The organism is Xanthomonas sp. NCPPB 901 (genome assembly GCF_056725085.1).
In genome coordinates this window covers 1276500-1300009 of the sequence record NZ_CM161511.1, presented here as the reverse complement: position 1 = coordinate 1300009, position 23510 = coordinate 1276500, and the positions used below count along the sequence as shown (strand labels likewise).

15 protein-coding genes are annotated in these 23510 nt (G+C 71.6%); 5 read left to right on the top strand and 10 right to left on the bottom strand.

The features are described 5' to 3' along the window. Positions 1–4: 4 nt before the first annotated feature. From AC1PME_RS05360 to AC1PME_RS05350, 3 genes are all read right to left on the bottom strand, one after another. The gene (locus AC1PME_RS05360; RefSeq protein ID WP_481097537.1) at positions 5–1585 is read right to left on the bottom strand and encodes a gamma-glutamyltransferase family protein; all 1581 of its coding nucleotides are present in this window, start codon (positions 1583–1585) and stop codon (positions 5–7) included. Then, the gene (locus AC1PME_RS05355) at positions 1585–3042 is read right to left on the bottom strand and encodes an AtzE family amidohydrolase (protein WP_481097536.1); all 1458 of its coding nucleotides are present in this window, start codon (positions 3040–3042) and stop codon (positions 1585–1587) included. Before AC1PME_RS05355 ends, AC1PME_RS05360 begins: the two co-directional genes overlap by 1 nt. Positions 3043–3231: 189 nt before the next feature. Continuing rightward, positions 3232–4332 carry a nucleoside hydrolase gene (locus AC1PME_RS05350; protein WP_481097535.1) on the bottom strand — a complete coding sequence of 367 codons (1101 nt, stop codon included), beginning with the start codon at positions 4330–4332 and terminating at the stop codon, positions 3232–3234. A gap of 296 nt (positions 4333–4628) precedes the next feature. Between AC1PME_RS05350 and AC1PME_RS05345 the strand changes: the two genes are divergently transcribed. Continuing rightward, positions 4629–5135 carry a methyltransferase family protein gene (locus tag AC1PME_RS05345; protein ID WP_307549021.1) on the top strand — a complete coding sequence of 169 codons (507 nt, stop codon included), beginning with the start codon at positions 4629–4631 and terminating at the stop codon, positions 5133–5135. A gap of 22 nt (positions 5136–5157) precedes the next feature. On the opposite strand, the gene AC1PME_RS05340 is transcribed toward AC1PME_RS05345, so the two are convergent. Continuing rightward, positions 5158–5664: a hypothetical protein gene (locus AC1PME_RS05340; protein WP_481097534.1), complete on the bottom strand. Its 507-nt coding sequence runs from the start codon at positions 5662–5664 to the stop codon at positions 5158–5160. A gap of 126 nt (positions 5665–5790) precedes the next feature. Here AC1PME_RS05340 and AC1PME_RS05335 point away from each other — a divergent pair, with 126 nt between their 5' ends. From AC1PME_RS05335 to AC1PME_RS05325, 3 genes are all read left to right on the top strand, one after another. Continuing rightward, on the top strand, positions 5791–6333 hold the full coding sequence (locus AC1PME_RS05335) for an O-acetyl-ADP-ribose deacetylase (protein ID WP_254460625.1): 543 nt from the start codon (positions 5791–5793) through the stop codon (positions 6331–6333). 239 nt (positions 6334–6572) lie between these two features. Further along, positions 6573–8270 carry a ShlB/FhaC/HecB family hemolysin secretion/activation protein gene (locus tag AC1PME_RS05330; RefSeq protein ID WP_430543938.1) on the top strand — a complete coding sequence of 566 codons (1698 nt, stop codon included), beginning with the start codon at positions 6573–6575 and terminating at the stop codon, positions 8268–8270. Between the two features lie 13 nt (positions 8271–8283). Continuing rightward, positions 8284–14193 (top strand): MBG domain-containing protein, encoded by a 5910-nt coding sequence (locus AC1PME_RS05325; protein WP_481097533.1) that lies wholly within the window; start codon positions 8284–8286, stop codon positions 14191–14193. 166 nt (positions 14194–14359) lie between these two features. On the opposite strand, the gene AC1PME_RS05320 is transcribed toward AC1PME_RS05325, so the two are convergent. Continuing rightward, positions 14360–16432 (bottom strand): sensor histidine kinase, encoded by a 2073-nt coding sequence (locus tag AC1PME_RS05320; RefSeq protein WP_481097532.1) that lies wholly within the window; start codon positions 16430–16432, stop codon positions 14360–14362. A gap of 67 nt (positions 16433–16499) precedes the next feature. Between AC1PME_RS05320 and AC1PME_RS05315 the strand changes: the two genes are divergently transcribed. After that, positions 16500–17183 carry a response regulator transcription factor gene (locus tag AC1PME_RS05315; RefSeq protein WP_254460621.1) on the top strand — a complete coding sequence of 228 codons (684 nt, stop codon included), beginning with the start codon at positions 16500–16502 and terminating at the stop codon, positions 17181–17183. A 157-nt stretch (positions 17184–17340) separates the two neighbouring features. Here the strand turns inward: AC1PME_RS05315 and AC1PME_RS05310 are convergent, their stop codons facing one another. From AC1PME_RS05310 to AC1PME_RS05290, 5 genes are all read right to left on the bottom strand, one after another. Beyond that, positions 17341–18345 (bottom strand): class I fructose-bisphosphate aldolase, encoded by a 1005-nt coding sequence (locus tag AC1PME_RS05310; protein WP_010341500.1) that lies wholly within the window; start codon positions 18343–18345, stop codon positions 17341–17343. Positions 18346–18463: 118 nt separating this feature from the next. Beyond that, complete coding sequence (locus tag AC1PME_RS05305; RefSeq protein WP_481097531.1) at positions 18464–19873, bottom strand: HD-GYP domain-containing protein; 1410 nt, start codon at positions 19871–19873, stop codon at positions 18464–18466. Between the two features lie 108 nt (positions 19874–19981). Then, on the bottom strand, positions 19982–21448 hold the full coding sequence (pyk, locus tag AC1PME_RS05300) for a pyruvate kinase (RefSeq protein ID WP_010341498.1): 1467 nt from the start codon (positions 21446–21448) through the stop codon (positions 19982–19984). Between the two features lie 235 nt (positions 21449–21683). Continuing rightward, entirely contained in the window at positions 21684–22334 is a 651-nt protein-coding gene (locus AC1PME_RS05295; RefSeq protein ID WP_307549004.1) for an HAD-IA family hydrolase, read from the bottom strand. After that, positions 22331–23506 (bottom strand): phosphoglycerate kinase, encoded by a 1176-nt coding sequence (locus tag AC1PME_RS05290; protein WP_254460618.1) that lies wholly within the window; start codon positions 23504–23506, stop codon positions 22331–22333. Before AC1PME_RS05290 ends, AC1PME_RS05295 begins: the two co-directional genes overlap by 4 nt. Positions 23507–23510: the final 4 nt, after the last annotated feature.

Below are 23510 nucleotides of genomic sequence, written 5' to 3'. Positions count from 1 at the left end.
GCGCCTACCACCCTGCCACCGCCCCATCGCTGCGCGGGTCGCTGGCACCGCTCAAGGTGCCGTCGGCCTCGCGCACCAGCGCGCCGGCGTGGCCCATCACCGCGGTGAACGGCGGCAGCAGTTCGACCACGTGCCCGGCCGCGCGCAGGGCCTGCACCACGGCGGGGTCGAAGCGGTCCTCCAGCTTCAGCGTGGTGCTGTCCTCGCCCCAGGTGCGGCCGAGCAACCAGCGCGGCGCGCTGACCGCCTGCTGCAGCGGCACGCCAAACCGGGCATAGCGGCTGAACAGCGCCGCCTGGGTCTGCGGCTGGCCCTCGCCGCCCATGGTGCCGTAGGCCATCAGCCGGCCGTCGTCGAAGCGCGCCAGCGCCGGATTGAGCGTATGGAAGGGCTTGCGCCCGGGCGCCAGCGCGTTCCAGCCGTCGGCGGCCAGACGGAAACTGCAGCCGCGGTTCTGCCAGACGATGCCGCTGCGCGGCAGCACCAGTCCGGAGCCGAATTCGAAGTAGGTGGACTGGATGCAGCTGACCGCGCGGCCGGCGCCGTCGATCGCGCCGAACCAGACGGTGTCGCCGGCCTGCGACGGCTGCGGCCACGGCAGCGCGCGCGCCGGATCGATACGCGCGGCCATCGCGTCGAGCGCGCCGGCATCGTCGAGCAGCGCCTGCGCGTCCAGGGTCATCCAGGCCGGGTCGCCGACATGCGCATCGCGGACCAGGAACGCCTGCTTGGTCGCTTCGACCAGGCCGTGCAGGTGCGCGTAGCCATCGGCCTGGTCCGCGGCCAGGCGGTCGAACAGCGCCAGGATCAGCAGCGAGGCCAGGCCCTGGGTCGGCGGCGCATGGTTGTACAGGCGCGCGCCGGCGATCGCCACCGACAGCGGCACGCTGGCCTCGGCCTGGTGCGCGGCCAGATCGCCGGCGCGCAGCGGGCTGCCCAGCGCCTGCAGGTCGGCGGCGAGGTCGGCGGCCAGCGCGCCGCAGTAGAAATCGTCCAGGCCGGCCGCGGCCAGGCGCTGCAGGGTGGCGGCCAGTTGCGGCTGGCGCAGCAGTTCGCCCTCGCGCAGCGGCCGCCCGGCGGGTTCGAAGATCGCCGCGTAGGCGCCGGGCTGGGCGCGCAGTTCGGCGCCCTTGGCCGCGGCGATGACGCTGCCGCCGAGGGTGACCGGCACGCCGGCCGCGGCATGCTGGATGGCGTCGTCGAGCAGGCGCGCCAGCGGCAGCCGCGCCCCGCTCTGGCGCAAGGCCAGCGCCCAGCCGGACACGGTGCCGGCGACGGTGTTGGCCGCGCCCGGCCCGCGCCAGGGAATCGCCGCCTGCCCGGCGTAGTGCTGCAGCGTGGCGCCCTGCGCGGCGCGGCCGCAGGCGTCGATCGCATTCACGCGGCCGTCGGGTTCGGCGATCAGCCAGAAGCCGTCGCCGCCGATCCCGGTCATGTGCGGATAGACCACCGCCAGGCAGGCCGCGGTCGCCACCGCCGCCTCCACCGCGGTACCGCCGTCGCGCAGCACGTCGCGCCCGGCCTGCGCGGCGAGATGATGCGGGGCGACCACCATGCCGCGCCGCGAACGCAGGGTGTGCAGCATCAGCGCGGCTCCAGCGACGGCGGGGTCGAGCCGATCAGGCCGGCGCGTTCCAGCTGCGCGGCGAGCGCGAACAGGCGGTCCTCGCGTCCCGGCGCGGCGATCAGTTGCACGCCCAGCGGCAACTGCCCAGGACGGTACAGCGGCGCGGCCAGCACTGGGCAGCGCGCCAGGCCCAGCGGCTGGGTGAACACGCCGAGATTGGCGCGCGCCGACACCGCCGCCCCGTCGAGTTGGATCGTCTCCTGGTCGATGCGCGGCGCCGCGCACGGCGTGGCCGGCGCCAGCAGCACGTCAACCTCGTCCCACAGGCGCTGCATCGCCTCGGCGAACCACGCGCCGAAGCGCTGCGCGTCGGCGATGGCCGCGGCTGGCAGTTGCAAGCCGGCAAGCAGGCGATCGCGCGTCGCCGGATCGAAGCGGTCGCCGTGCGTGGCCAGCGCCTGGCGATGGCGATAGCCGCCCTCGGCCGCGGTCATCACGAACGCGGCCGCGCGGGCGCGTTCGGCCTGCGGCAGTTCGCGCCAGGCGTTGCCGCCCAGCGCGGCATGCAGCGCGGCCAGGCCGGCGTCCAGTTCCGGATCGAGATTGCGCCGGAACCAGCCGTCCAGGCGCGCCACGCGCAAGCCGGCGGCGTCCAGCGACGGCAGCGGCTGCCCGCGCATGGCGTCGTACACCACGCGCAGGTCGGCGACCGTGGTCGCGAACGGCCCGACCACGTCGAAGGCCTCGACGAACGGGAACACGCCGTCCACCGCCAGGCTGCCGTGGCTCGGACGCAGGCCGTAGACGCCGCACAGCGCCGCCGGCACGCGGATCGAACCGTTGGTGTCCGAGCCCAGCGCGAACGGCACCCAGCGCGCCGCCACCGCCGCCGCCGAGCCGCCGGAGGACCCGCCGGCCAGGCGCTGCGGATCGTGCGGATTGGCGGTGGTGCCGTAGTGCGCGTTGACCGTGGCGAAGCCGTAGGCGAACTCGTCCATGTTGGCGGTGCCGACCAGCACCGCGCCGGCCTCGGCCAGGCGCCGCACCACCGCCGCATCGCGCGTGGCCGGCGCCGCGTCGGCGCGCAGCGCGGCGCCGGCGGTGGTCGCCAGGCCGGCGACATCGAACAGGTCCTTGACCACGAACGGCACCCCGGCCAGCGCACCGCCGTCGCCGCCGCCGGCCAGCGCCGCCTGCACGCGCGCCGCATCGGCCTCGGCCCGCGCCGGCAGCGGCCGCGTCACCGCGCACAGCTGCCGATTGCCGCGTTCGATCTGCGCCAGCGCCTGCTGCGCGTGCCGCCCGGCGGCGCTGCCGTCGGCGCGCGTGGCCGCCACCAGCGGGGCGATCACCCCGCCTTCCTGCGGCGCTGGCGCTGGCAGCGGCGGCGCGAAGTCCTGCAGCAGTTGCGCGTAGCCGCGCAGCAGCTCGGCGTTGCGCTGGATACCGGCCTGCCAGGTCTGTGGGATCTGCATGAGCTCGTCTCGATGGAGGGGGAACGGTGCACGCTGTCGATCGCCAGCGTCGCCTGCAACGCGCGCTTCGCGCAACCGGGCCGGCCAGCATGTGCGCTCCCGCCACACCTCCGCCGCGTCGCGCCTGGCAGGCACGGCGCCGATGGTCCGGGGCGCAGCGCCCGACCGGCCGCGGGCCGATGGCCCGCCCTATTCCGGCAGCGGCACGCCCAGCGCCGGCGGTTGCGGCGCGGTCAGGCGCTCCACCAGCAACTGTTCGATCGCGTCCACGTCGACCTCGCGCACCACCTGCTGCGCCTGCTCGCCCAGGCCCGGCTGGTAGCCCGGCGCCCACGACAGGATGTCGCCGTAGCCGGCGCCGAACTCGGTGTTGGTGTCCACGTACAGGGTCTCGCTGACGGTGGCCAGTTCCGGGCGCAACCACACCGCGGTGGCCAGTTCGTCCCACATCGGGAAGCCCGGCTCGCGCCGGCGCAGCGCATGGCCGATCGGCGTATCGGCGGCGCTCATCCGCGCCAGCAGCGGCGGGGTCAGTTCGGTGGCGGTGGACGGATCCACCGGCACCATCACCATGCGTCGCCACGGCGCACGCATCACGATGCTGGCCGCCTCCGGATCCCAGCGAATGTTGAACTCGCGCCGCGGCGAATTGACGAACTCGCGGGCGAACTGCGCCGCCGAGACGCTGTCGCGGCGCTGCCGCGGATTGAGGCTGCCGCCCATGTAGACCAGCTCCTTGGCCAGCGCCGCGAACTCGGGGTCGAGCCGCTGCGCGAGGGCCAGGTTGGTCAGCGGGCCGGTGGCGACGATGCTGACCTCGCCCGGGAATTCGCGCACCTTGCGGATCATGAACAGCGCCGCCGGCTCGCTGGCCGCCTGCACCACCGTCGGATTGCCCAGCGGCAGGTCCGGGACCACGTCGTGGGCGTGGTAGCGCGGCGCGCTCTGCACGGTGTCGTGTTCGATCCACTGCCGGGTCCAGGCGCCCTTCCACAGCAACTTGCCGTACAGCGCTTCCCAGCGCTCGGTGGCCAGTTCGCTGTTGAGCAGCGGGAACACCGGGCCGGGCAGCACCGGCACCTCGCCGCGCCCGGCGATCTCCAGCAGGCGCCGGGTGTGCGCCAGCGCCTCGTCGCGCCAGATGTTGCCGCTGACCACCGAGATGCCTAGCACCTCCACCTCGGGCGATTGCAGCAGCAGCAACTGCGCAGGGGTGAAGCCGTCGATGTCGTCCTCGAGGATGACCCGGCGGCGCGGGGCGGTGGCGGTGCTGGCGGAAGCGATCGGCATGGAGCTGGTCAGTCGGTTGCGAAGGGGGAACGGCACACGATCGGCGCGCAAGGTCGGCCGGTCGACGCGGGACGGGCGCGGTGCGTCGAACGGGCGCTCCTGCGACGTGCCGCGTAGGCGGTAGGGTAATCGGGTTTGCAGGTACCGCCACGCGTGACGCTGCGCCGCGCTGTGGTGCGTTGTCGCGCCGCGCGCGCTGCCGCAGCGGCGGAGCATCGGCGTGGCGCCGCCCGCGCCGACGCCGTGGGCCGCCGCGTACACTTGCCGCGGCCGCACCCGAACCAGGAAAGGACGCCATGCACGACCGAACCGACCGACCGCCAGTGCGCGCGCAGGCGCGCGTGCCGTTGCTGGTGCGCACGACCTCGCCGGCGCATTTCCTGCTGGCGCTGCTGCTCGGCGCCAGCCTGCAGCGCGCGCTGCCGTTGCCGCTGCCGCAGGGCGCCGCACTGGCCTGGCTGCAACTGGGCGGCGGCGTGGTCGCGCTGGCCGGCCTGCTGCTGGCGTGCTGGTGCTTCGTGCTGTTCGCGCGCGGGCGCACCACCCTGCTGCCCGAACGCGCGCCGTCGCAGTTGGTCTGCCACGGGCCCTACCGGTTCACCCGCAACCCGATGTACGTCAGCCTGACCCTGAGCTACCTCGGCCTGAGCGTGCAGATCGGCTGGCCCTGGTCGGCGCTGTTGCTGCCGTTGCCGCTGCTGGCCCTGCAGTGGGTGGTGATCCCCTACGAGGAAGCGCGCCTGCGCGAACGCTTCGGCAGCGCCTATGCGCGCTACTGCGCGCAGGTCGCGCGCTGGCTGTAGCCGCCGGCCTGGCCGGCGCGCCTCAGCGCGCCAGCCACCAGGCCACCGCCGCCGCGGCCGGCAGCAGCACCAGCAGCGCCCAGCGCCAGCGCCCGCCGTGGTCGCCGGCGGTCACCGTCGCGGCCATGCCCGGCGTCGGCGCGGCCTGCAGATGACGTTGCACCAGGTCCAGTGCCTCGCGCAGCGAAATGCCCGGATAGTGCTCGAACACCGCCTCGGCGGCCTTGCGCCGCTCGCCCCGGCGCAGCGCCAGTTCCGCCGCCGGCGGCAGGCGTCGTTCCTCGGCCACGGCCGGCGGCACGAGCGACTGGACCGCGGTGACCGGCGCCGCCGACACCGCGCCGGCGGCGTGCCGGTCGAGCATCTCCGCCACCGTCCGCGCCGCGCCGGCCAGCAGCCAGGCGTCGACCTGCTCCCTGGCGCTGCGCAAGTCCATGCCGCTGTGCGTCCGCAGCAGCTTGATCGCCTTGACGATCTGGCCCTGCGCGAGGGCAGCGGCGACCTGCGGAGGCGGCGGGTTCGGGTTCATGTCGCAAGTGCTGAGATGGGGACGCGCCAGTCTTGCCGCTGGCCGGTTAAGCGGCTGTAGCAACGCGGCGACGGCGTTCGCCCCGCCCTCACGTGTCCATCATTCGGCTCCCCTAAAGATCGGCCCATGAACATCGAAATCTGGCAAGGCGACATCACCCAGCTCGACGTGGACGCGATCGTCAACGCCGCCAACGAGTCCCTGCTCGGCGGCGGCGGCGTGGACGGCGCCATCCACCGGGCCGCCGGCCCGGAACTGCTGGACGAATGCCGGCGCCTGCCGGAACTCAAGCCGGGCGTGCGCTGCCCGGTCGGCGAGGTCCGCGCGACCGCGGGCCACCGACTCAAGGCACGGCATGTGCTGCATACGGTCGGCCCGGTGTGGCGCGACGGCGCCCACAACGAACCGGCGCTGCTCGCCAACTGCTACTGGCGGACGCTGCGCCTGGCCGAGCAGATGGGCCTGCACTCGGTGGCGTTCCCGGCGATCAGTTGCGGCGTCTACGGCTACCCGCTGCAGCAGGCCGCGCGCATCGCGGTCACCGAGACCGACGCCTGGCAGCGCGCGCACGCGGTGCCCAAGCGGATCCTCCTGGTCGCCTACAACGACGCCACCGCCAAGGCCTACCGGCAGGCGCTGCGCGACGCGCAGTGCGCCACCGCGGCCTGAGTCAGCGACCGGTCGCAGGGCCGGCCAAGCTCCCATGCAGCGCGGCCTGCGCCGCGCGCCAACCCAGGCGGCGGCCGACCGCCTGGCGGGGTACGGCAGCAGCGCGCTGTCGGTATTTCCCTGACACCATGTCGGGGGCACGGCACAGAGAGTGACCGCGCGCTCAGATTTGCTCAGATTGACCCGCGGTGCGACGGCTACATTGCGCGAGCCTCAACACTAAACGCCGCCTTAATATCATGACGATCTCCTGCCGTCCGCGTCCGAGCACGCTGGCGAATGCACTGTTTGCGCTCCCGTGGGCCGCCGGCCTGGCCTTGACCCTGACCTGCTTGCCGGCGCTTGCCCAGGAGGCCGCACCGGCCGCCAGCGCGTCCACCGATGCGGCGGCACCGATCGCGGTGCAGGCGATCCGCGTCACCGGCGTCGGCACCCATCCGCGCGAGCACATCGATCCGGCGCGCCTGCAGTCGCTGGCCGACGCCCGCCTGCGCGAACTCGGCGGCGGCGCGCTGCCGGCCCAGCTCAGCTTCGCGCAACTGCAGCAGATCGCCGACGCGCTGACCCAGGCCTATCGCCAGGCCGGCTTCCTGGTCGCGCGCGCCTATCTGCCGGTGCAGACCCTGGGACCGGACCAGGTGGTCGAGATCCGCGTGGTCGAAGGCCGGGTCGGCAAGATCACCGTCGAGGGCACGCGCCGCTACGACGACCGCCTGATCGCCAGCCCCGCCCTGGCCCTGCAGGGCCAAATCCTGCGCCAGCAGGACCTGCAATCGGCGCTGCTGTACGCCCGCGACCTGCCGGGCGTCTCCGCCATGTCCGTGCTCAAGCCCGGCGCCAACCCCGGCGAGACCGACGTGGTGATCCAGGCCCGCGAAGAACGCCCGCTGCAGGTCAGCCTGGGCGCCAGCAACTACGGCACCCCGAGCATCGGCCGCTACCGCGCCCAGCTCGGCGTGGACTGGAACAACCCGCTTGGCCTGGGCGACCACCTGTCCGCCAGCTACGCCTATGCGCTGGATCCGGCCAACACCTGGCAGGGCAGCCTCGCCTACCAGGTGCCGATCGCCAGCGTCGACGGCCTCAGCGCCAGCGCGTCCTACACGCGCAGTGTGGTCAACCTCGACAACGGTGCGTTCGCCGCGCTCGACATCCAGGGTCCGACCCAGCAGACGGCGCTGGGCCTGGACTGGAAGTTCGTCAATTCCGACGCCTGGCGCGTGCAGAGCTGGCTGCACCTGGTCAAGGAGAGTTCGCGCCTGCAGGGCCTGGGCGTGCTGTTGTCCAAGCAAAAATTCGACGTGGCCGAGCTCGGCACCAGCGTGCGCCACGACGACCGCCAGCGCCACGCCATCGATCTGCTGCAGCTCAGCGTGCGCGGCGCGCTCGACGACGACTCGCCGCAGACCGACTACCTGTACGCCCGCCACGACCGCCACTTCACGGTCGCGCGCCTGAGCTACACCCGGCTGCAGGGGCTGACCGCCACGCAGCGCCTGCAACTGCGCGTCAACGGCCAGTACAGCGACGACACCCTGACCCCGCTGGAACAGTTCTCGCTGGGCGGACCGACCAGCGTGCGCGCCTTCCCGCTCGGCGCCGCGCTGGGCGACCGCGGCTTCGATTCGGGCCTGGAGTACCAGGTGGACGCGCCGGGCTTCGCCACCGCCGCCTCGCCGTTCGGCGGCCGCGCCTGGGGCCAGTTGCTGACCGCCAGCGTGTTCTACGACTACGGCCGGGTCTACCCCAACGGCGCCAACCGCGCGGTGTACGACGCGGTGACCACCTTCGAGGGCGCCGGCGTCGGCCTCGGCTTCCGGCTGCCCGACTGGCACGGGCTCTCGTTCGATCTGACCGCGGCCAAGCCCACCGGCACCACCAAGCCGGGCGACGGCAAGGACGTGCGCTACTGGGCCCGCTTCGGCCTGACCTTCTGACCTGGGGATCCCCATGAACCGCATCTACCGCCTTGTCTTCAACCGCCATCTCGGCGTGCTCCAGGTCGCCTCCGAAGTCGCCGCCGGCCACGCCGGCGGCACCGGTGCTGGCGCCGGCGCCGCCCGCCTGGCCGCGCCGCTGCTGCCCTTCGCCCTGGCCTGCGCGCTGGCCGCGCCGGCCCACGCCAGCGGCGTGCCGTCGCTGTCCAGCGCCACCGGCGCCACCGTGTCGCAGAACGGCGGCACCCTGCAGATCGACCAGAACGCCGCCAAGGCGGTGCTGAACTGGAACAGCTTCAACGTCGGCAAGGACGCCAGCGTGGTGTTCGTGCAGCCGTCCAGCTCGGCGGTGGCGCTGAACCTGATCGATGCCAGCCGCGGCGCCAGCGTCATCGACGGCAGCCTGCGCGCCAACGGCAACGTGTTCCTGATCAACTCCGCCGGCATCCTGTTCGGCAACCACGCGCAGGTGAACGTCGGCGGCCTGGTCGCCAGTTCGCTGGGCCTGGCCGGCGACGACGAGCACGGCTACCTGCTCGCCCGCGGCGAGCATGGCGCCGCCAGCGTGATCAACCAGGGCAGCATCCGCGCCGGCAACGGCGGCTCGGTCAACCTGGTCGGCAACCAGGTCGCCAACCGCGGCACCATTACCGCCGACGGCGGCGCCATCCGCCTGCTCTCCGCCGATCAGGTCAAGGTGACCATGGACGCGGCCGGCGCCATCGGCATGCAACTGGTCGCGGCCGCCAGCCAGTCGGTGGACGGCACCGCGGCGGCGGTGGAGAACAGCGGCAGCCTGCGCGCCAATGGCGGGCAGATCCTGTTGCAGGCCGGCAGCAGCGGGCTGTCGCAGTTGCTGGTCAACAACACCGGCACGCTCGAAGCCACCGGCATCGACACCTCCGGCGGCAGCGTGCGCCTGGTCGGCAGCGGCGGCGACGTGGCCAGCAGCGGCCGCATCGACGTCTCCGGCCCCCGTGGCGGCAACGTGGAGCTACTGTCCGACGCGGCGGTGAACGTCGCTGGCCGCATCGACGCCAGCGGCAGCGCGGCCGGTGGCCGCATCCGCATCGGCGGCGGCTACCAGGGCGGCGAACAACTGCAACACGCCAGCGCGGCCACGGTCGCCAGCGGCGCGCTGCTCGATGCCAGCGCGACCGGCCAGGGCAACGGCGGCTCGATCGTGGTCTGGTCCGATGGCCACACCGCGGTGCATGGCGCGCTGCGCGCCAACGCCGCCGGCCACGGCGACGGCGGCCTGCTCGAAACCAGCGGCCACACCGTCGACTTTACCGGCATCGCCGTCGGCGCCAAGGGCGCCGGCCCCGGCAACGCCGGCACCTGGCTGGTCGACCCGGAAGACCTGACCGTGGACAGCGCGGCCGCCAGCACCATCAGCGGCACGTTGAACGGCGGCACCAACGTCACCCTGCTCGCCAGCCTCACCAACGCCAGCGGCCCGGGCAACGTGAGCAGCGGCAGCGGCGACATCAACGTCAATGCGGCGATCGGCTGGAGCGGCAACTCCACGCTGACCCTGGACGCGTACCACAGCATCCACCTCAATGCCGCCGTCACCGCGACCGGCGACATGGCCGGCCTGGTGCTGAACTACGGCGGCTACACCGACAACGGCACCGTCGGCGGCTCGGGCGACTACTACGTCAACACCCCGGTCTCACTCGGCGGCGCGCATGCCAGCCTGGCCATCAACGGCCAGGCGTACACGCTGATCCACTCGCTGGCCGACGCGGCCACCTATTTCAACAGCCCCGGCGCCTATGCGCTGGCCCAGGACATCGACCTGGGCGGCGTCACCCACAGCAGCGCCCTGGTGTCCTCCTTCCAGAGCCAGCTGGCCGGCCTGGGCCACAGCCTCAACAACCTGACGATCTCCGACTCCAGCGGCTACGTCGGCCTGTTCGGCACGACAAGCAGCAACAGCCTCATCCGCGATCTGCACCTGGGCAACGTCTCCATCTCCGGCGGCTTCTACGTCGGCGGCCTGGTCGGCTACGGCCAGGGCGCGATCAGGAACGTCACCGTCGACGGCACCGTGACCGGCACCTCGGGCGGCGTCGGCGGATTGGCCGGCTACAACCTGGGCTTGATCGACAACGGCGTGTTCAACGGCAACGTCAGCGGGCAGAGCGCGGTCGGCGGCCTGGTCGGCAACAACGTCGGCGCCACGATCCGCAATTCCCACAGCACGGGCAGCGTGACCGGCAGCAGCGACTACATCGGCGGCCTGGTCGGCTACAACGACGGCGGCAGCGTCACCAACGCGTATTCCACCAGCAACGTGAGCGGCACCAGTTCCGTCGGCGGCCTGGTCGGAGCGAGCCAGAACGCCGGCACGATCAAGAACAGCTATGCCAGCGGCAGCGTGACCGGCACCAACTACGGCGTCGGCGGGCTGGTCGGCATGAACTACCGGAGCGCCATCGCCAACACCTACGCGACCGGCAGCGTCACCGCACCGACCTCGGTGGGCGGGCTGGTGGGCATCAACAACCCGGGTAGCGCGGCCGTCACCTCCGCCAGCGTCGGCAACAGCTACGCCACCGGCGCGGTCAGCGGAACCAACAACGTCGGCGGGCTGATCGGCACCAATCAAGGCGGCGTCAGCAATGCGTCCTGGGACGTCGGCAGCACCGGCCAGGCCAATGCCATCAGCAGCGGCAGCAGCGGCAGCGTCACCAATCTGACCAGCTTCGGCAGCGGCAACCGCTACAACCACGCCACGTACGGCAATCTCGGCACCTGGTCGCTGCTCGCCGGCACCACCAATGTCTACGTCGCCAGCGATGGCGTCGGCAACCCGGCCTGGATCATGATCGAGGGGCAGACGCGTCCGTTCCTGGCCAGCGAGTACAGCACCAGCATCGGCAACGCGCACCAGCTGCAGTTGATGGCGTACAACCTGGCGGCGAGCTACAGCGTCTCCGCCGACATCGATGCCAGCCAGACCGCCGGCGGCACTGCCAGCGGGATGTGGAGCAGCGCCGGCTTCAGCCCGGTCGGCAACGACAGCTACGCGTTCACCGGCAGCCTGAACGGAGCAAACCACACCATCTCCGGGCTGACCATCGCACGCGGCGGCGCATCCTACGTCGGCCTGTTCGGCAATACCGGCGCCGCCAGCCGGATCGGCAACCTGGCCCTGAACGCCGCCAGCATTTCGGGTTACGCCTACGTCGGCGGTATCGCCGGCCTCAATGCCGGCACGCTCAGCGGCATCAGCGTCGCCGGCAGCATCGCCGGCACGGGCAATTTCATCGGCGGCCTCGCCGGCTCCAACAATGCCGGGGCGATCAGCGATGCGACCACCACTGGCACCGTGGTGGGCAGCGGCGGCCCGTACAGCGGCAACTACGTCGGCGGACTGATCGGCAGCAACAACGGCGGAACGATCAGCGCCGCGTTCTCGAGCAGCACCGTCTCCGGCGGCAGCGGCGTCGGCGGCCTGGTCGGCAATGACTACCAGGGCAGCTACACCAACGTGAGTGCCAGCGGCAACGCGACCAGCACCAGCAACGCCAGCGGCGACCATGTCGGCGGACTGATCGGCAACGCGACCGAGAGCCTGATCCAGAACGCCTCGGCCAGCGGCAACGTCGTCGCGACCACCACGCACGCGGGCGGCCTGCTCGGCCAGGCGTCCAGCGCCACCATCTCGAATGTGCGGGCCAGCGGGAACGTCTCCGGCTCGACCTACGTCGGCGGGTTGATCGGCTTTGCCTCCAGGGGCACCGTGACGAACGCGTCCGCGAGCGGCAGCGCGTCGGGAGTCCGCCATGTTGGCGGGCTGGTCGGCAACCTCTTCGGCACGAGCCTCAGCGACGCCTATGCCGTGGGCGATGTTTCCGGCACGTCGTTCATCGGCGGGCTGGTCGGGTACAGCAATCGCGGCGTCCTTGCCCGGGTCTATGCCACCGGTTTCGTGGCCGCCACCGAGTACGCGGGCGGCCTGGTCGGCTACAACGAGCTCGGCAGCGTCAACGCCGCCTATGCCACGGGCGGGGTGATCGGAACCCAGGATCTTGGCGGCCTGATCGGCTACAACGAAGGCGGCAGCATCAACGCCAGCTACGCCACCGGCGACGTGGGCGGCAACAACGCGTTCGGGGGCCTGGTCGGCACCAACGACGCCGGCACCATCAACGCCAGCTTCTTCGCCACCGACATCGGCGGCAATGCGATCAATACGGGCCTGAGTACGGCAGGCGCCAACACCGGCAGCATCGACACGATCAGCGGCGGCAGAACCTGGGCCGCGCTGAACACCCTGTCCACCTTCACCGACGCCGGCTGGGCGATCGACGACCGCGGCGGCACCGGCCTGACCTGGCGGCTATACGAACACATGGGTACGCCGCTGCTGCGCAGCTTCCTGACCCCGCTCACGGTCAGCACCAGCCTCTCCGGCCTCGACAAGGTCTACGACGGCAGCGGCGCCAACGGCACGCTTTCGTCCTACACGGTCGGCGGCGCCTTCGATCCCAACCTGCTGTTCGGCTCGTCGCTGCACTACGCGACCGCCGGCACTGGCGCCGGCAGCTACACCACCGGCGACGGCACGCTGCAACTCGGCGGCCTGTTCTCGTCGCAGCAGGGCTACGACATCGCCTACGTGGTCTCCGGCGGCATCGCCATCACCCCGGCGGCGCTGACGGTGACGGCGACCTCGGGCTCCAAGACCTACGGCGGCACGGCCAACCTCAGCGGCTACAGCGTCTCCGGCCTGCTCAACGGCGACACCGTCTCCAGCGTGGCCCTGGGCAGCGCCGGCGCCGGTGCCGGCGCCGCGGTCGGCAACTACGCCATCACCGCCTCCGGCGCCAGCGGCACAGGGCTGTCCAACTACGTCGTCAGCTACGTCGATGGCAGCCTGCGCGTCGATCCGGCCACCCTGCGCATCGTCGCCACCGATGCCAGCAAGACCTACGGCAGCACCGCCCCCCTCAGCGGCTACAGCGTCTCCGGCCTGCTCAATGGCGACACCGTCTCCAGCGTGGCCCTGGGCAGCGCCGGCGCCGGTGCCGGCGCCGCGGTCGGCAACTACGCCATCACCGCCTCCGGCGCGACCGGCGCAGGCCTGTCCAACTACGTCGTCAGCTACGTCGATGGCAGCCTGCGCGTCGATCCGGCCACCCTGCGCATCGTCGCCACCGATGCCAGCAAGACCTACGGCAGCACCGCCCTCCTCAGCGGCTACAGCGTCTCCGGCCTGCTCAATGGCGACACCGTCTCCAGCGTGGCCCTGGGCAGCGCCGGCGCCGGTGCCGGCGCCGCGGTCGGCAGCTACGCCATCACCGCCTCCGGCGCCAGCGGCGCAGGGCTGTCCAACTACGTCGTCGGCTACGTCGATGGCAGCCTGCGCGTCGATCCGGCCAGCCTGCGCATCGTCGCCAGCGACGCCAGCAAGACCGTGGGCAGCACCGCCACGCTGACCGGCTACCGTGTCTCCGGCCTGCTCAATAACGACACCGTCTCCGGCGTCGCCCTGGGCAGCGAAGGCGCCGGCGCCGGCGCCGCGGTCGGCAACTACGCCATCACCGCGTCCGGCGCCACCGGCGCGGGGCTGTCCAACTACGCCATCACCTACGTCGATGGTCTGTTGAACGTGGTCGCCAGTGACGGTGTCCAGTTGCCGACCACGACCGTGCAGGCGATCAACAGCTCGGTCGCCGCCGCCACCGTGACCAGCGATGCCGGCAGCACGACCGAGACGAGCCCGCAAAAGGCCGACGAAACGGCCAGGGAACTGGCCGCCGCGGCACACGCCGGCAGCAGCGGGACCGTGACGGCCGCCACCGACGCGATCCTGGTCGTCGACGGCGGCATCCGCGCCCCGGCGGTCGCCTGCAACCCGAGCGGCGCGCCCAACGGATCGGCGGACAGCTGCATCATCCGGCAATAACCGGGGACGACCTGACGACACCGCCGCACGGTGTCTTCAGGTCACGGCGCCGCTTTCATCGCGGCCTTCGCCGGCAAGCCGAGGCCGCATCGCTCATCGACGAACCCGCGATCGGGCGCAGCCGCGCCCGATCGCTTTCGCCGACGACGCAGGCCGCACGACACGCTCAGGCATCCGCTGGCGGCGGCAGGCGCGACAACGCGCGCTGTCCATCCGGGCGGCGCGGCAGCAGCAACACGAAGCAGACCGATTCGTCCGGCGCCTGCCTGGCCAGCCCCACCCAGCCACCGAGACGCTCGGCGATCCGCCGGACCAGATACAGGCCCAGCCCTGCGCCCGGCGCATGCCGCGCGTTCTCGCCACGGTAGTACTTCTGGAACAGGCGTTCGCGCTCGGCCGGCGCGATGCGTTCGCCCGGATTGGCGACCTCCAGGCGCAGGCCTTCGGCGCTGCCGCGCACGCGCACGCGGATCGACATGTCCGCCGGGCAATGGCGGTCGGCATTGGCGAGCAGGTTGCGCACGGCCACGCGCAACAGGCCGATGTCGGTGAGCAGGCCGTCGTCGTCGACGAGACTCTCGCAAACCACGCGCTGCGGCGGGAAGTCCCGGCACAGGTCGTCAAGCAGCACGCGCAGGGCACACGGCTGCAGTCGCAGTTCCGAGGCCGCCTCGCCCATGCGGTCGTCGGCGAGATACTCGTCCACCAACGCCAGCAGCCGCTGCGCCGCGTCGCGGATGTTGCCGCAGCGCGCGCGATTGCGTTCCGGCGGCGCGTCCAGCTTGCGCGCCAGCTGTTGCGCCGAGGCCATGATCACGGCCAATGGCGTACGGAACTCGTGCGACACCATGGCCACGAAATCGCGTTGTTCCTGCCTGACCTTGCGCTCGGTCTGCAGCGAAGCGCGCAGGTCGTTTTCCAGCGCCTGCCGCCTGGCGATTTCGTTGCGCAGCTCTGCCGTGCGCAGCGCCACCTCGCGCTCCAGCGCCAGGCCATGCCTGCGCGCCAGCTCCACCGCGGCGGCGGCGTGCCGCCGTTCGCGCTGGCGGCGCTGCCGCTCGTACCGGCCGATGAGGAAGACGCTCAGCAGCATCATGTGCAGCATGGTGCCGAACGTGGTGACGTACTGGGTCCACGCATTGACCGGGACGAAGCCGAGGTTGCGCAGGAATCCCAGCATCACGCCGAAATAGAACGGAAAGAACGCGAGCACGAAGAACCGCGCCGGCCGATAGCGGCGCCACAGCAGGCGCAGCCCCAGTCCCGCCAGCAGCAGGATCTCCAGCAGGCCCAGCGACTGCACCGGCTGCATGCCCCAGGCATAGTGGCCGGCGAGTACGAACACGGCGCAAGCGAGCGCGACCGCCCACAGCAGCCGCGTGCCCCAGCGCACCAGACGCGGATAAAAGGCGCGCAGGTTCAACTGCCGGCTGGCGACCTGGAACCCCACCGGCAGACTGCAGGCGATGCTGATGCCCAGCAGACTGTCGCTCCAGGCCATCGGCATGCCGGTGACCTGCTGCACCAGGCCGATCGACATCGCTTCGTTGAACACGCAGCCGCCGAGATAGGCCACGAACAGGCCGCTCATGCGCGCGCGCGTGGCCAGCCAGAACACCACGTGCAGGCACAGCAGCAGCAGATAGAAGCCGAAATACAGGCCGAACTGCAGGCCCTCCCGCCGCGACTGATTGTCGAACGGCAGGCGTTGCCAGACGTCCACGCGAGTGACCAGCGCGTTCTTGCTGCGCAACCGGATCAGCACCTCGTAGTCGCCCGGATGCGCGGGCGCGAACTGGAAGACCGGACTGCGGTAGTCCACCGGCCAGTCGCGCCGCGGAACGCGTTCGCCGCTGTGTCCCAGCGCGCGCCAGGCGCCGCCGTCGGGGCGCACGTAGGCCTGCACGTCGTCGAGCAAGGCGTTGCTCAATCGCAACATCCAGCCGCCGGGCGGTACACTTTCGACATGAACAGGCAGGCGCAGCCATACGGGACCGTCGGCGAATCCCGCGTTGACGCCGGCGGGCAGCCGGGTCCAGCCGGCCGCGGCGGCGGCCTGCGCGGCATCCAGTCGGCCGTGCGGATCGTCCAGGCGCTGCAGGTACCCGCTCGCATCGTGATGCGCGGCGCTCAACGGCAGCGCCGCGGCCGGGGATTCCGCCGCGGCGGCGGCCAGGCCCACGCCAAGCGCCGCCACCAGCCATGCGCCCACCAGCCAGCGCCACCATTGCGCCATCATTCGCCATACCGCACCGTTGCCAGCCGATGACGTTACAGCAAACCGCACGACGCGAGGATGCGCCGCGATGTCCGAGGTGATCCTGCTCGAGGACGAACCGGTGCTGCGCGAGGAACTCGGCGAATTCCTGCAGGATCTGGGTTACGTCGCCGTCTGCGTGGACAGCATCGCCGGCTTCCGGGCACGGTTCGACCCGGCGCGCCACGCCATGGCCGTGATCGACGTGGGCCTTCCCGACGGCAGCGGTCTGGACCTGGTCCGCGACCTGCGACGCGCCGGCCATCGCCTGGGCATCGTGGTGTTCAGCGCGCGCAATACCGCCAGCGACCGCATCGGCGGCCTGGAAGTCGGCGCGGACCACTACCTGGGCAAGGGCATCGACCTGGACGAACTGGCCGCGACCCTGGCCGCGCTCGGCCGCCGTTTGGCGCTGCCGCCGCCGGCCGCGCGCTGGGTCCTGGAACTGGCCGCCGCACGCCTGAACGTTCCCAACGCGCCGCCGGTGCCGCTCTCGCACCAGGATCTGCTGGTGCTGGCCTGCCTGATGCGCCAGGCCGGCGAGAGCGTGGGCCACCGCGAGATCGCCGAGGCCCTGGGGGTGAACTTCCTCGAGTACGACCGGCGCCGGCTGGACACGCAGATGTACCGGCTGCGGCGCCGCGTGGAAGAGATCAGCGGACGCCCGCTACCGGTCAAGACCCTGCGCAACAGCGGCTATCGCTTCCACGCGCCCGCCGCGCTGGCGCCCTGAGCACGACGCGTCGTTGCCGATCTCGCCCCCCGCTTGCCCAGTGCCTTGGCCATCGCTGCGGGCGTGCCTCCAGGGCTCTGGCAAGACGCCGCACCACAAACGAAAAACGCCGGCGATGCCGGCGTTCTTCGTTGCTCGTCGGCGGTGTCGGGACCGCTCAGCCCTGCCACTTGCCCAGCGCGGCCAGGCCGTTTTCCTTGGCGCGCTCGTACACCACCTGCTGCGCCTTGGCGAAATTGCCCTTCATGTCCTGCGCCCACAGCTTCAGTGCGGCCTGCTGCATGGCGCGGCCGTAGGAGAAGCTCAGCGGCCACGGCAGGTTGCCGAGCTGGTTCATCGCGTTGAGGTGCGCGGTGGACTGCTCGTCGGTCTGGCCGCCGGACAGGAACACGATGCCCGGCAGGATCGCCGGCACGGTGCTCTTGAGGCACATCACGGTGGACTCGGCCACTTCCTCGACGCTGGCCTGCTCGTCGCAGTCCTTGCCGGCGATGACCATCGAGGCCTTGAGGATGGTGCCTTCCAGGACCACGTTCTGCTCGTACAGCGCGCCGAACAGCGAACGCAGCGTGGCTTCGGTGACCTCGTAGCAGGTCTCGATGTCGTGGTCGCCGTCCATCAGCACTTCCGGCTCCACCATCGGCACCAGGCCCTGTTCCTGGCACAGCGCGGCGTAGCGGGCCAGCGCATGCGCGTTGGTCTCGATGCACACGCCGGACGGGATGTCCTCGCCGATGGTGATGACCGCGCGCCACTTGGCGAAGCGCGCGCCGAGCTTGTAGTACTCCTCCAGGCGCGCGCGCAGGCCGTCCAGGCCCTCGGTGATCAGCTCGCCCGGCATGCCGGCCAGCGGATGCGTGCCCTTGTCGACCTTGATGCCGGGGATGATGCCGTGCTCGGCCATGTACTTGGCGAACGGCACGCCGTCCTTGGTCTTCTGGCGGATGGTCTCGTCGTACAGGATCGCGCCGGAGATGTGGTCGCTCAGCTTCGGCGTGGTCAGCAGCAGCTCGCGGTAGGCACGGCGGTTCTCTTCGACATTCTCGATGCCCACGCCGGCGAAGCGCTTGGCGATCGTGCTGGTGGATTCGTCGATCGCGATGATGCCCTTGCCCGGGGCGACCATTGCCTGTGCGGTTTCGGCAAGCTGTTCGATGCTCATACGGTTCCTGATGGCTGCAGCGGGGGAACGCCCAGTATACCGGGCCGACCTGCATGCATTCCGTTACCGCGGGTCTTGCAAGCGGTTACAGGCGTAGACCGCGCATCTTCCCGACACCTCAGCCAAGCGTCTCCGTCACTGCGTCACACTGCGCCGGCGCGTCGACCTGCGCCGTCTGCAGCGGCGCAGCGTCCGCCACCGGTGCCTGCGCCGGCGCGCCCGGCGCCGCCGGCACGGCGATGTCGAGCGCGTCGAGCAAGGACCGCCAGTCCTCGGCGCTGCGCGCGCGGCGATGCGCGAGCAACGCGGCGTGGTGGCGCAACCCCGGCAACTGCCAGCGCAGCTCGCAGCAGATGCGATCGACCTCCTCGGCCGCTTCCGGCGCGGCGATCAGCCACGGCAATTGCTCGACCATCTTGCCGGCGCCGGAATCGTGGATGGCCATGATGTAGCCCACGATCAGCAGCAACAGATGCTGCAGGGCCGCGCGCTCGTCCTCGCGCAGGTCGCCGGCGCGCTGCAGGCGCAAGGCTTCGTCGCGCGCCCGCTCCAGGCCGTCGAGCAAGGCCGCCACCACTTCGCGCAGGTGCTGCGGATCGTGCGCCGGCGCCTGCTCCAGCGCGCAGTCGCGCAGGCGCTCGGTCATCAGGTCGACCACGTCGCGCGGGAACTGCCCGGGCACCACGCGCAGCGCGATGCGCATCCGCGCCAGCGCCTGCGCATGGCCGCGCTCGCGCTCGAACAACCCGTCCATCGCTTCGGCGCAGGAGATCAGCCGCCCCAAGGGCGACAGGACCGACGCGCCGACCGGATAGCCGGAGCCGTCGATGCGTTCGTGGTGCTCGCGTGCGGCGGCGGCCTGCTGCGCCGAGTACACGCCGGACTCGCCCAGCAGCGCGGCGCTGATCACCGGGTGCACGCAGCGCATGCGCCACTGCGCGAAGTCCTGCTGCGCCTCCGGAATCTCCAGCACCGCCGGATCCACGTACATCTCGCCGAGATCGTGCAGCAAGCCGACTTCCGCGGCCTCGCGCATCGCCGCGTCCGACCGCGACAGCAGCGCCGCCAGCCACGCCACCAGCATCGCCACCCGCACCGCATGCGAGAACGCGACCGGCCGGGTCTGGCCGATAGTGGTCAGCAAGGTGCCCGGCGCTCCCAGCGTGCGGGCGCGGGCCAGCGCAGCCATCACCGGCGGCAGTTCGTCGCCCAGCAGCTGCCGCAGGTGCGGGTGTTCGTCCAGTTCGCGCTGCGCGGCCAGTTGCACTTCGCTCGGGCGCAGTTCCTCGCAGAACGCCAGCGAGGATTCCAGCGGACGCAGCAGCCGCCGCGCGATCAGCCGCTCGCGCAGCCCGGCATTGATGCGCTGGCCCTTGGCGACGAGCAGGATGCCGCGGCGGTCGCGGATGTCCTCGGTAACCACCAGCTCGCGCGTGGCCGAGGCCTGGATCAGGTGTTCAAGGCAATGCGTGCCGGGGCGCTCGGGCAGTTCAAGCCCGAGTTCGGCGTGCGCGCGCGTGGAAGTCATGAGGGGGGTCGCACGATCAGGGAACGGGTGGGCGCCGCGCCGTCCCATGCGCGATCGAACAGGTGTTGCCGACGGCGCGGCGGCTGCAGCCGCCGCGCCGTGCGTCCTTCAGAGTTCGCCCAGGCCGCTGGCGCGGCCATCCGGGCCGACCTCGAGCAGGCGCAGGGTATTGGTCGCGCCGTGGGTTTCCATGTGCTCGCCGCTGGTGAACACCACGCGGTCGCCCGGCGCCAGCAGGCCGGCCTCGACCAGCACGCGAATCGCGCCGCGCGCGGCCTCGCGCGGGGTCAGGCCGCGGCTGTCGAAGTTGATCGGGAACACGTCGCGCATCATCGCCATGTGCCGGCGCGCGCCGTCGTGGCGGGTCACCGCGAAGATCGGCGCCTTGGCGCGGAAGCGCGACAGGTAGCGCGGGGTGCCGCCGGATTCGGTCATCGCCACGATCGCGCGCACGCCCACGTGCTGGGACAGGAACATCGTCGCCATGGCGATGGCCTGGTCGGCGCGCTCGAGGTTGCGCGGGGCCATGCCGAAGTCGGTCTCGGTCTCGAACTGGCGTTCGGCGCCCAGGCAGATGCGCGCCATCGCCTCGACCGCGCGGATCGGATAGGCGCCGGCGGCGCTCTCGGCCGACAGCATCACCGCGTCGGTGCCGTCGATCACCGAGTTGGCCACGTCCAGCACCTCGGCGCGGGTCGGGATCGGGCTTTCCACCATCGACTGCAGCATCTGCGTGGCGGTGATCACCACTTTGTTCTGCGCCAGCGATTCCTTGATGATCTTCTTCTGCAGGCCGGGCAGCTCGGCGTCGCCGATCTCCACGCCCAGGTCGCCGCGCGCGACCATCACCACGTCGGAGGCCTCGACGATCTCGCTCAGGTTCTCGATCGCCTCGGTGCGCTCGATCTTGGACACCAGCGCCGCGTCGCAGCCGTGCGCGCGGGCGATGCGCCGCGCCTCGTTCATGTCCTCGGCGTTGCGGCAGAACGACACCGCGATGAAGTCGACGCCGATCTTGGCGACGATGCCGATCAGTTCCTTGTCGCGCTCGGTCAGCGCGCCCAGCGACAGGCCGCCGCCCTGCTTGTTCAGGCCCTTGCGGTCGGACAGCACGCCGTCGTTGAGCACGCTGGTGACGATGCGCTCGCCCTGCACCTCGACCACCTTCAGCTGCATCAGGCCGTCGTCCAGCAGCAGCACGTCGCCCGGCGCCACGTCCTGCGGCAGGCCCAGGTAGCTGACCCCGACCTGGCTGGCGTCGCCCGGCGCGGCATTGGGATCGGCAATCAGGTCGAAGCGGTCGCCGAGCTTGAGCGAGACCTTGCCCTGGGCGAAGCGCTCGATGCGGATCTTCGGGCCCGGCAGGTCGGCGAGGATGCCGATCTCGGCGCCGACGCGGGCCGCGGCGGCGCGCACTTCGGCGGCGCGCTTGGCCTGGCCGGACGGATCGCCGTGGCTGAAGTTCAACCGCACCACGTTGACGCCGGCGCGGAACAGATCCTCGAGCACGCCGGGCGGGTCGGTGGCCGGACCGAGGGTGGCGAGAATCTTGGTGCGGCGCTGGCGTTCGATCATGGTGGCATCCTTGGAAAAAGCGCTCAAAGCTAGCACACGCGGCCCTCACACCGCATGGCATTTCGGCATAGACGCACGCGCAGTCCGGCATAGCGGCCGGACAATGCGGGACAGTATGTGGTCATGCCGCGCCTGCCAGCGCCTGCCCACGGATGCCGCCGGGGCAGGCGCCTCCGGCGACGCGCCCTGCGCGGTCAACGCCCGCTGCGCCGGACGCACCGGCGCACGGGCCCGTTCAGGCCGCGACGAGCGCCGGCAACTGCGCCGGTGTCTGCGCCAGGACATCGGCGCCGGCCTGGCGCAGTTCCTCGGCGTCGCCGAAGCCCCACAGCACGCCGATGCTGCGCATGCCGTGGTGGCGGGCGCCGTCGATGTCCATGCGCCGGTCGCCGATCATGCGGCACTGCGCCGGCGCCACGCCGAGCCGCCGCAGCGCCTCGGCGATCAGGTCCGGCTTGGCCCGGCGCGCGCCGTCGTCGCTGGCGCCGACCACCTCCTCGAAGCGGCCGCCGAACGGCAGGTGCTCGACGATGCGGCGCGCGAAGCGTTCGTTCTTCGAGGTCACCACCGCCAGCCGGTGGCCGGCCGCGGACAGGGCGTCCACCGCCGCACCGATGTCCGGGAACACCGTGTGCTCGCGCCAGCCCTGCTGGTCGTAGCGCATCCGGTACTCGGCCAGCACCTGCTCGATCAGCGCTGCATCGCCGTGGAAGTGGGCGTTGAAGCTGTCGCGCAGCGGGGGCCCGATCCAGGCACGCAACTGCTGCGCATCCGGCTCGGGACGCCCCACCTTGGCGAAGGCATGGCGCAGGCTGCCGACGATGCCGGCCTCGGAATCGACCAGGGTGCCGTCCAGGTCGAAGAACAGGACGTCGGCGGCGCTCACGCGCCGCGCGCCTGCAGTGCGGCCACCGCCGGCAGGGTCTTGCCTTCCAGGAACTCCAGGAACGCGCCACCGCCGGTGGAGATGTAGCTGACCTGCTCGGCGATGCCGTACTTGTCGACCGCCGCCAGGGTGTCGCCGCCGCCGGCGATGGAGAACGCCGGCGACGCGGCGATCGCCCGCGCCAGGGTCTCGGTGCCCTTGCCGAAGGCGTCGAACTCGAACACGCCGACCGGGCCGTTCCAGACCACCGTGCCGGCCTTGGCGATCAGCTCGGCGTAGTGCGCGGCGGTCTGCGGGCCGATGTCCAGGATCAGGTCGTCGTCGGCGACGTCGGTGACCGCCTTCACCGTGGCCTCGGCATCGGGCATGAACTGCTTGGCCACCACCACGTCGCTGGGCAGCGGGATCGCCGCGCCGCGCGCGTTGGCGTCGGCGACGATCTTGCGCGCGGTCTCCAGCAGGTCCGGCTCGCACAGCGACTTGCCCACCGCGTGCCCGGCCGCGGCGATGAAGGTATTGGCGATGCCGCCGCCGACGATCAGTTGGTCGACCTTGTTCACCAGGTTGGACAGCAGCTCCAGCTTGGTCGAGACCTTGCTGCCGGCGACGATCGCCAGCAACGGCTTGGCCGGGTGCTCCAGCGCCTTGGCCAGCGCGTCCAGCTCGGCCATCAGCAGCGGGCCGCCGGCGGCCACTGGCGCGAACTTGATCACGCCGTGGGTGGAGGCCTGCGCGCGGTGCGCGGTGCCGAAGGCGTCCATCACGAACACGTCGCACAGCGCCGCGTACTTCTTCGCCAGCGCCTCGTCGTCCTTGCCCTCGCCGACGTTCATGCGGCAGTTCTCCAGCAGCACGATCTGCCCCGGCTGCACCTCCACGCCGTCGACCCAGTCGCGGACCAGCGGCACGTCGACACCGAGCAGCGCGGCCAGGCGGATCGCCACCGGCTCCAGCGAGTCCTCCTGGGTCCACACGCCTTCCTTGGGCCGGCCCAGGTGCGAGGTCACCATCACCGCCGCGCCCTGCGCCAGCGCGTGCTTGAGCGTCGGCACAGAGGCCAGGATGCGTTGCTCGGAGGTGATCAGGCCATTGTCGATCGGCACATTCAGGTCTTGCCGGATCAGCACGCGCTTGCCGGACAGGTCGAGATCGGTCATTCGCAGGATGGACATGTAA

Bases quoted from the DNA above. Each gene is read 5' to 3' on its own strand.
- AC1PME_RS05360 (WP_481097537.1), bottom strand. From the start codon at position 1,585: ATGCTGCACACCCTGCGTTCGCGGCGCGGCATGGTGGTCGCCCCGCAT.
- AC1PME_RS05355 (WP_481097536.1), bottom strand. From the start codon at position 3,042: ATGCAGATCCCACAGACCTGGCAGGCCGGTATCCAGCGCAACGCCGAG.
- AC1PME_RS05350 (WP_481097535.1), bottom strand. From the start codon at position 4,332: ATGCCGATCGCTTCCGCCAGCACCGCCACCGCCCCGCGCCGCCGGGTC.
- AC1PME_RS05345 (WP_307549021.1), top strand. From the start codon at position 4,629: ATGCACGACCGAACCGACCGACCGCCAGTGCGCGCGCAGGCGCGCGTG.
- AC1PME_RS05340 (WP_481097534.1), bottom strand. From the start codon at position 5,664: ATGAACCCGAACCCGCCGCCTCCGCAGGTCGCCGCTGCCCTCGCGCAG.
- AC1PME_RS05335 (WP_254460625.1), top strand. From the start codon at position 5,791: ATGAACATCGAAATCTGGCAAGGCGACATCACCCAGCTCGACGTGGAC.
- AC1PME_RS05330 (WP_430543938.1), top strand. From the start codon at position 6,573: ATGACGATCTCCTGCCGTCCGCGTCCGAGCACGCTGGCGAATGCACTG.
- AC1PME_RS05325 (WP_481097533.1), top strand. From the start codon at position 8,284: ATGAACCGCATCTACCGCCTTGTCTTCAACCGCCATCTCGGCGTGCTC.
- AC1PME_RS05320 (WP_481097532.1), bottom strand. From the start codon at position 16,432: ATGATGGCGCAATGGTGGCGCTGGCTGGTGGGCGCATGGCTGGTGGCG.
- AC1PME_RS05315 (WP_254460621.1), top strand. From the start codon at position 16,500: ATGTCCGAGGTGATCCTGCTCGAGGACGAACCGGTGCTGCGCGAGGAA.
- AC1PME_RS05310 (WP_010341500.1), bottom strand. From the start codon at position 18,345: ATGAGCATCGAACAGCTTGCCGAAACCGCACAGGCAATGGTCGCCCCG.
- AC1PME_RS05305 (WP_481097531.1), bottom strand. From the start codon at position 19,873: ATGACTTCCACGCGCGCGCACGCCGAACTCGGGCTTGAACTGCCCGAG.
- pyk (WP_010341498.1), bottom strand. From the start codon at position 21,448: ATGATCGAACGCCAGCGCCGCACCAAGATTCTCGCCACCCTCGGTCCG.
- AC1PME_RS05290 (WP_254460618.1), bottom strand. From the start codon at position 23,506: ATGTCCATCCTGCGAATGACCGATCTCGACCTGTCCGGCAAGCGCGTG.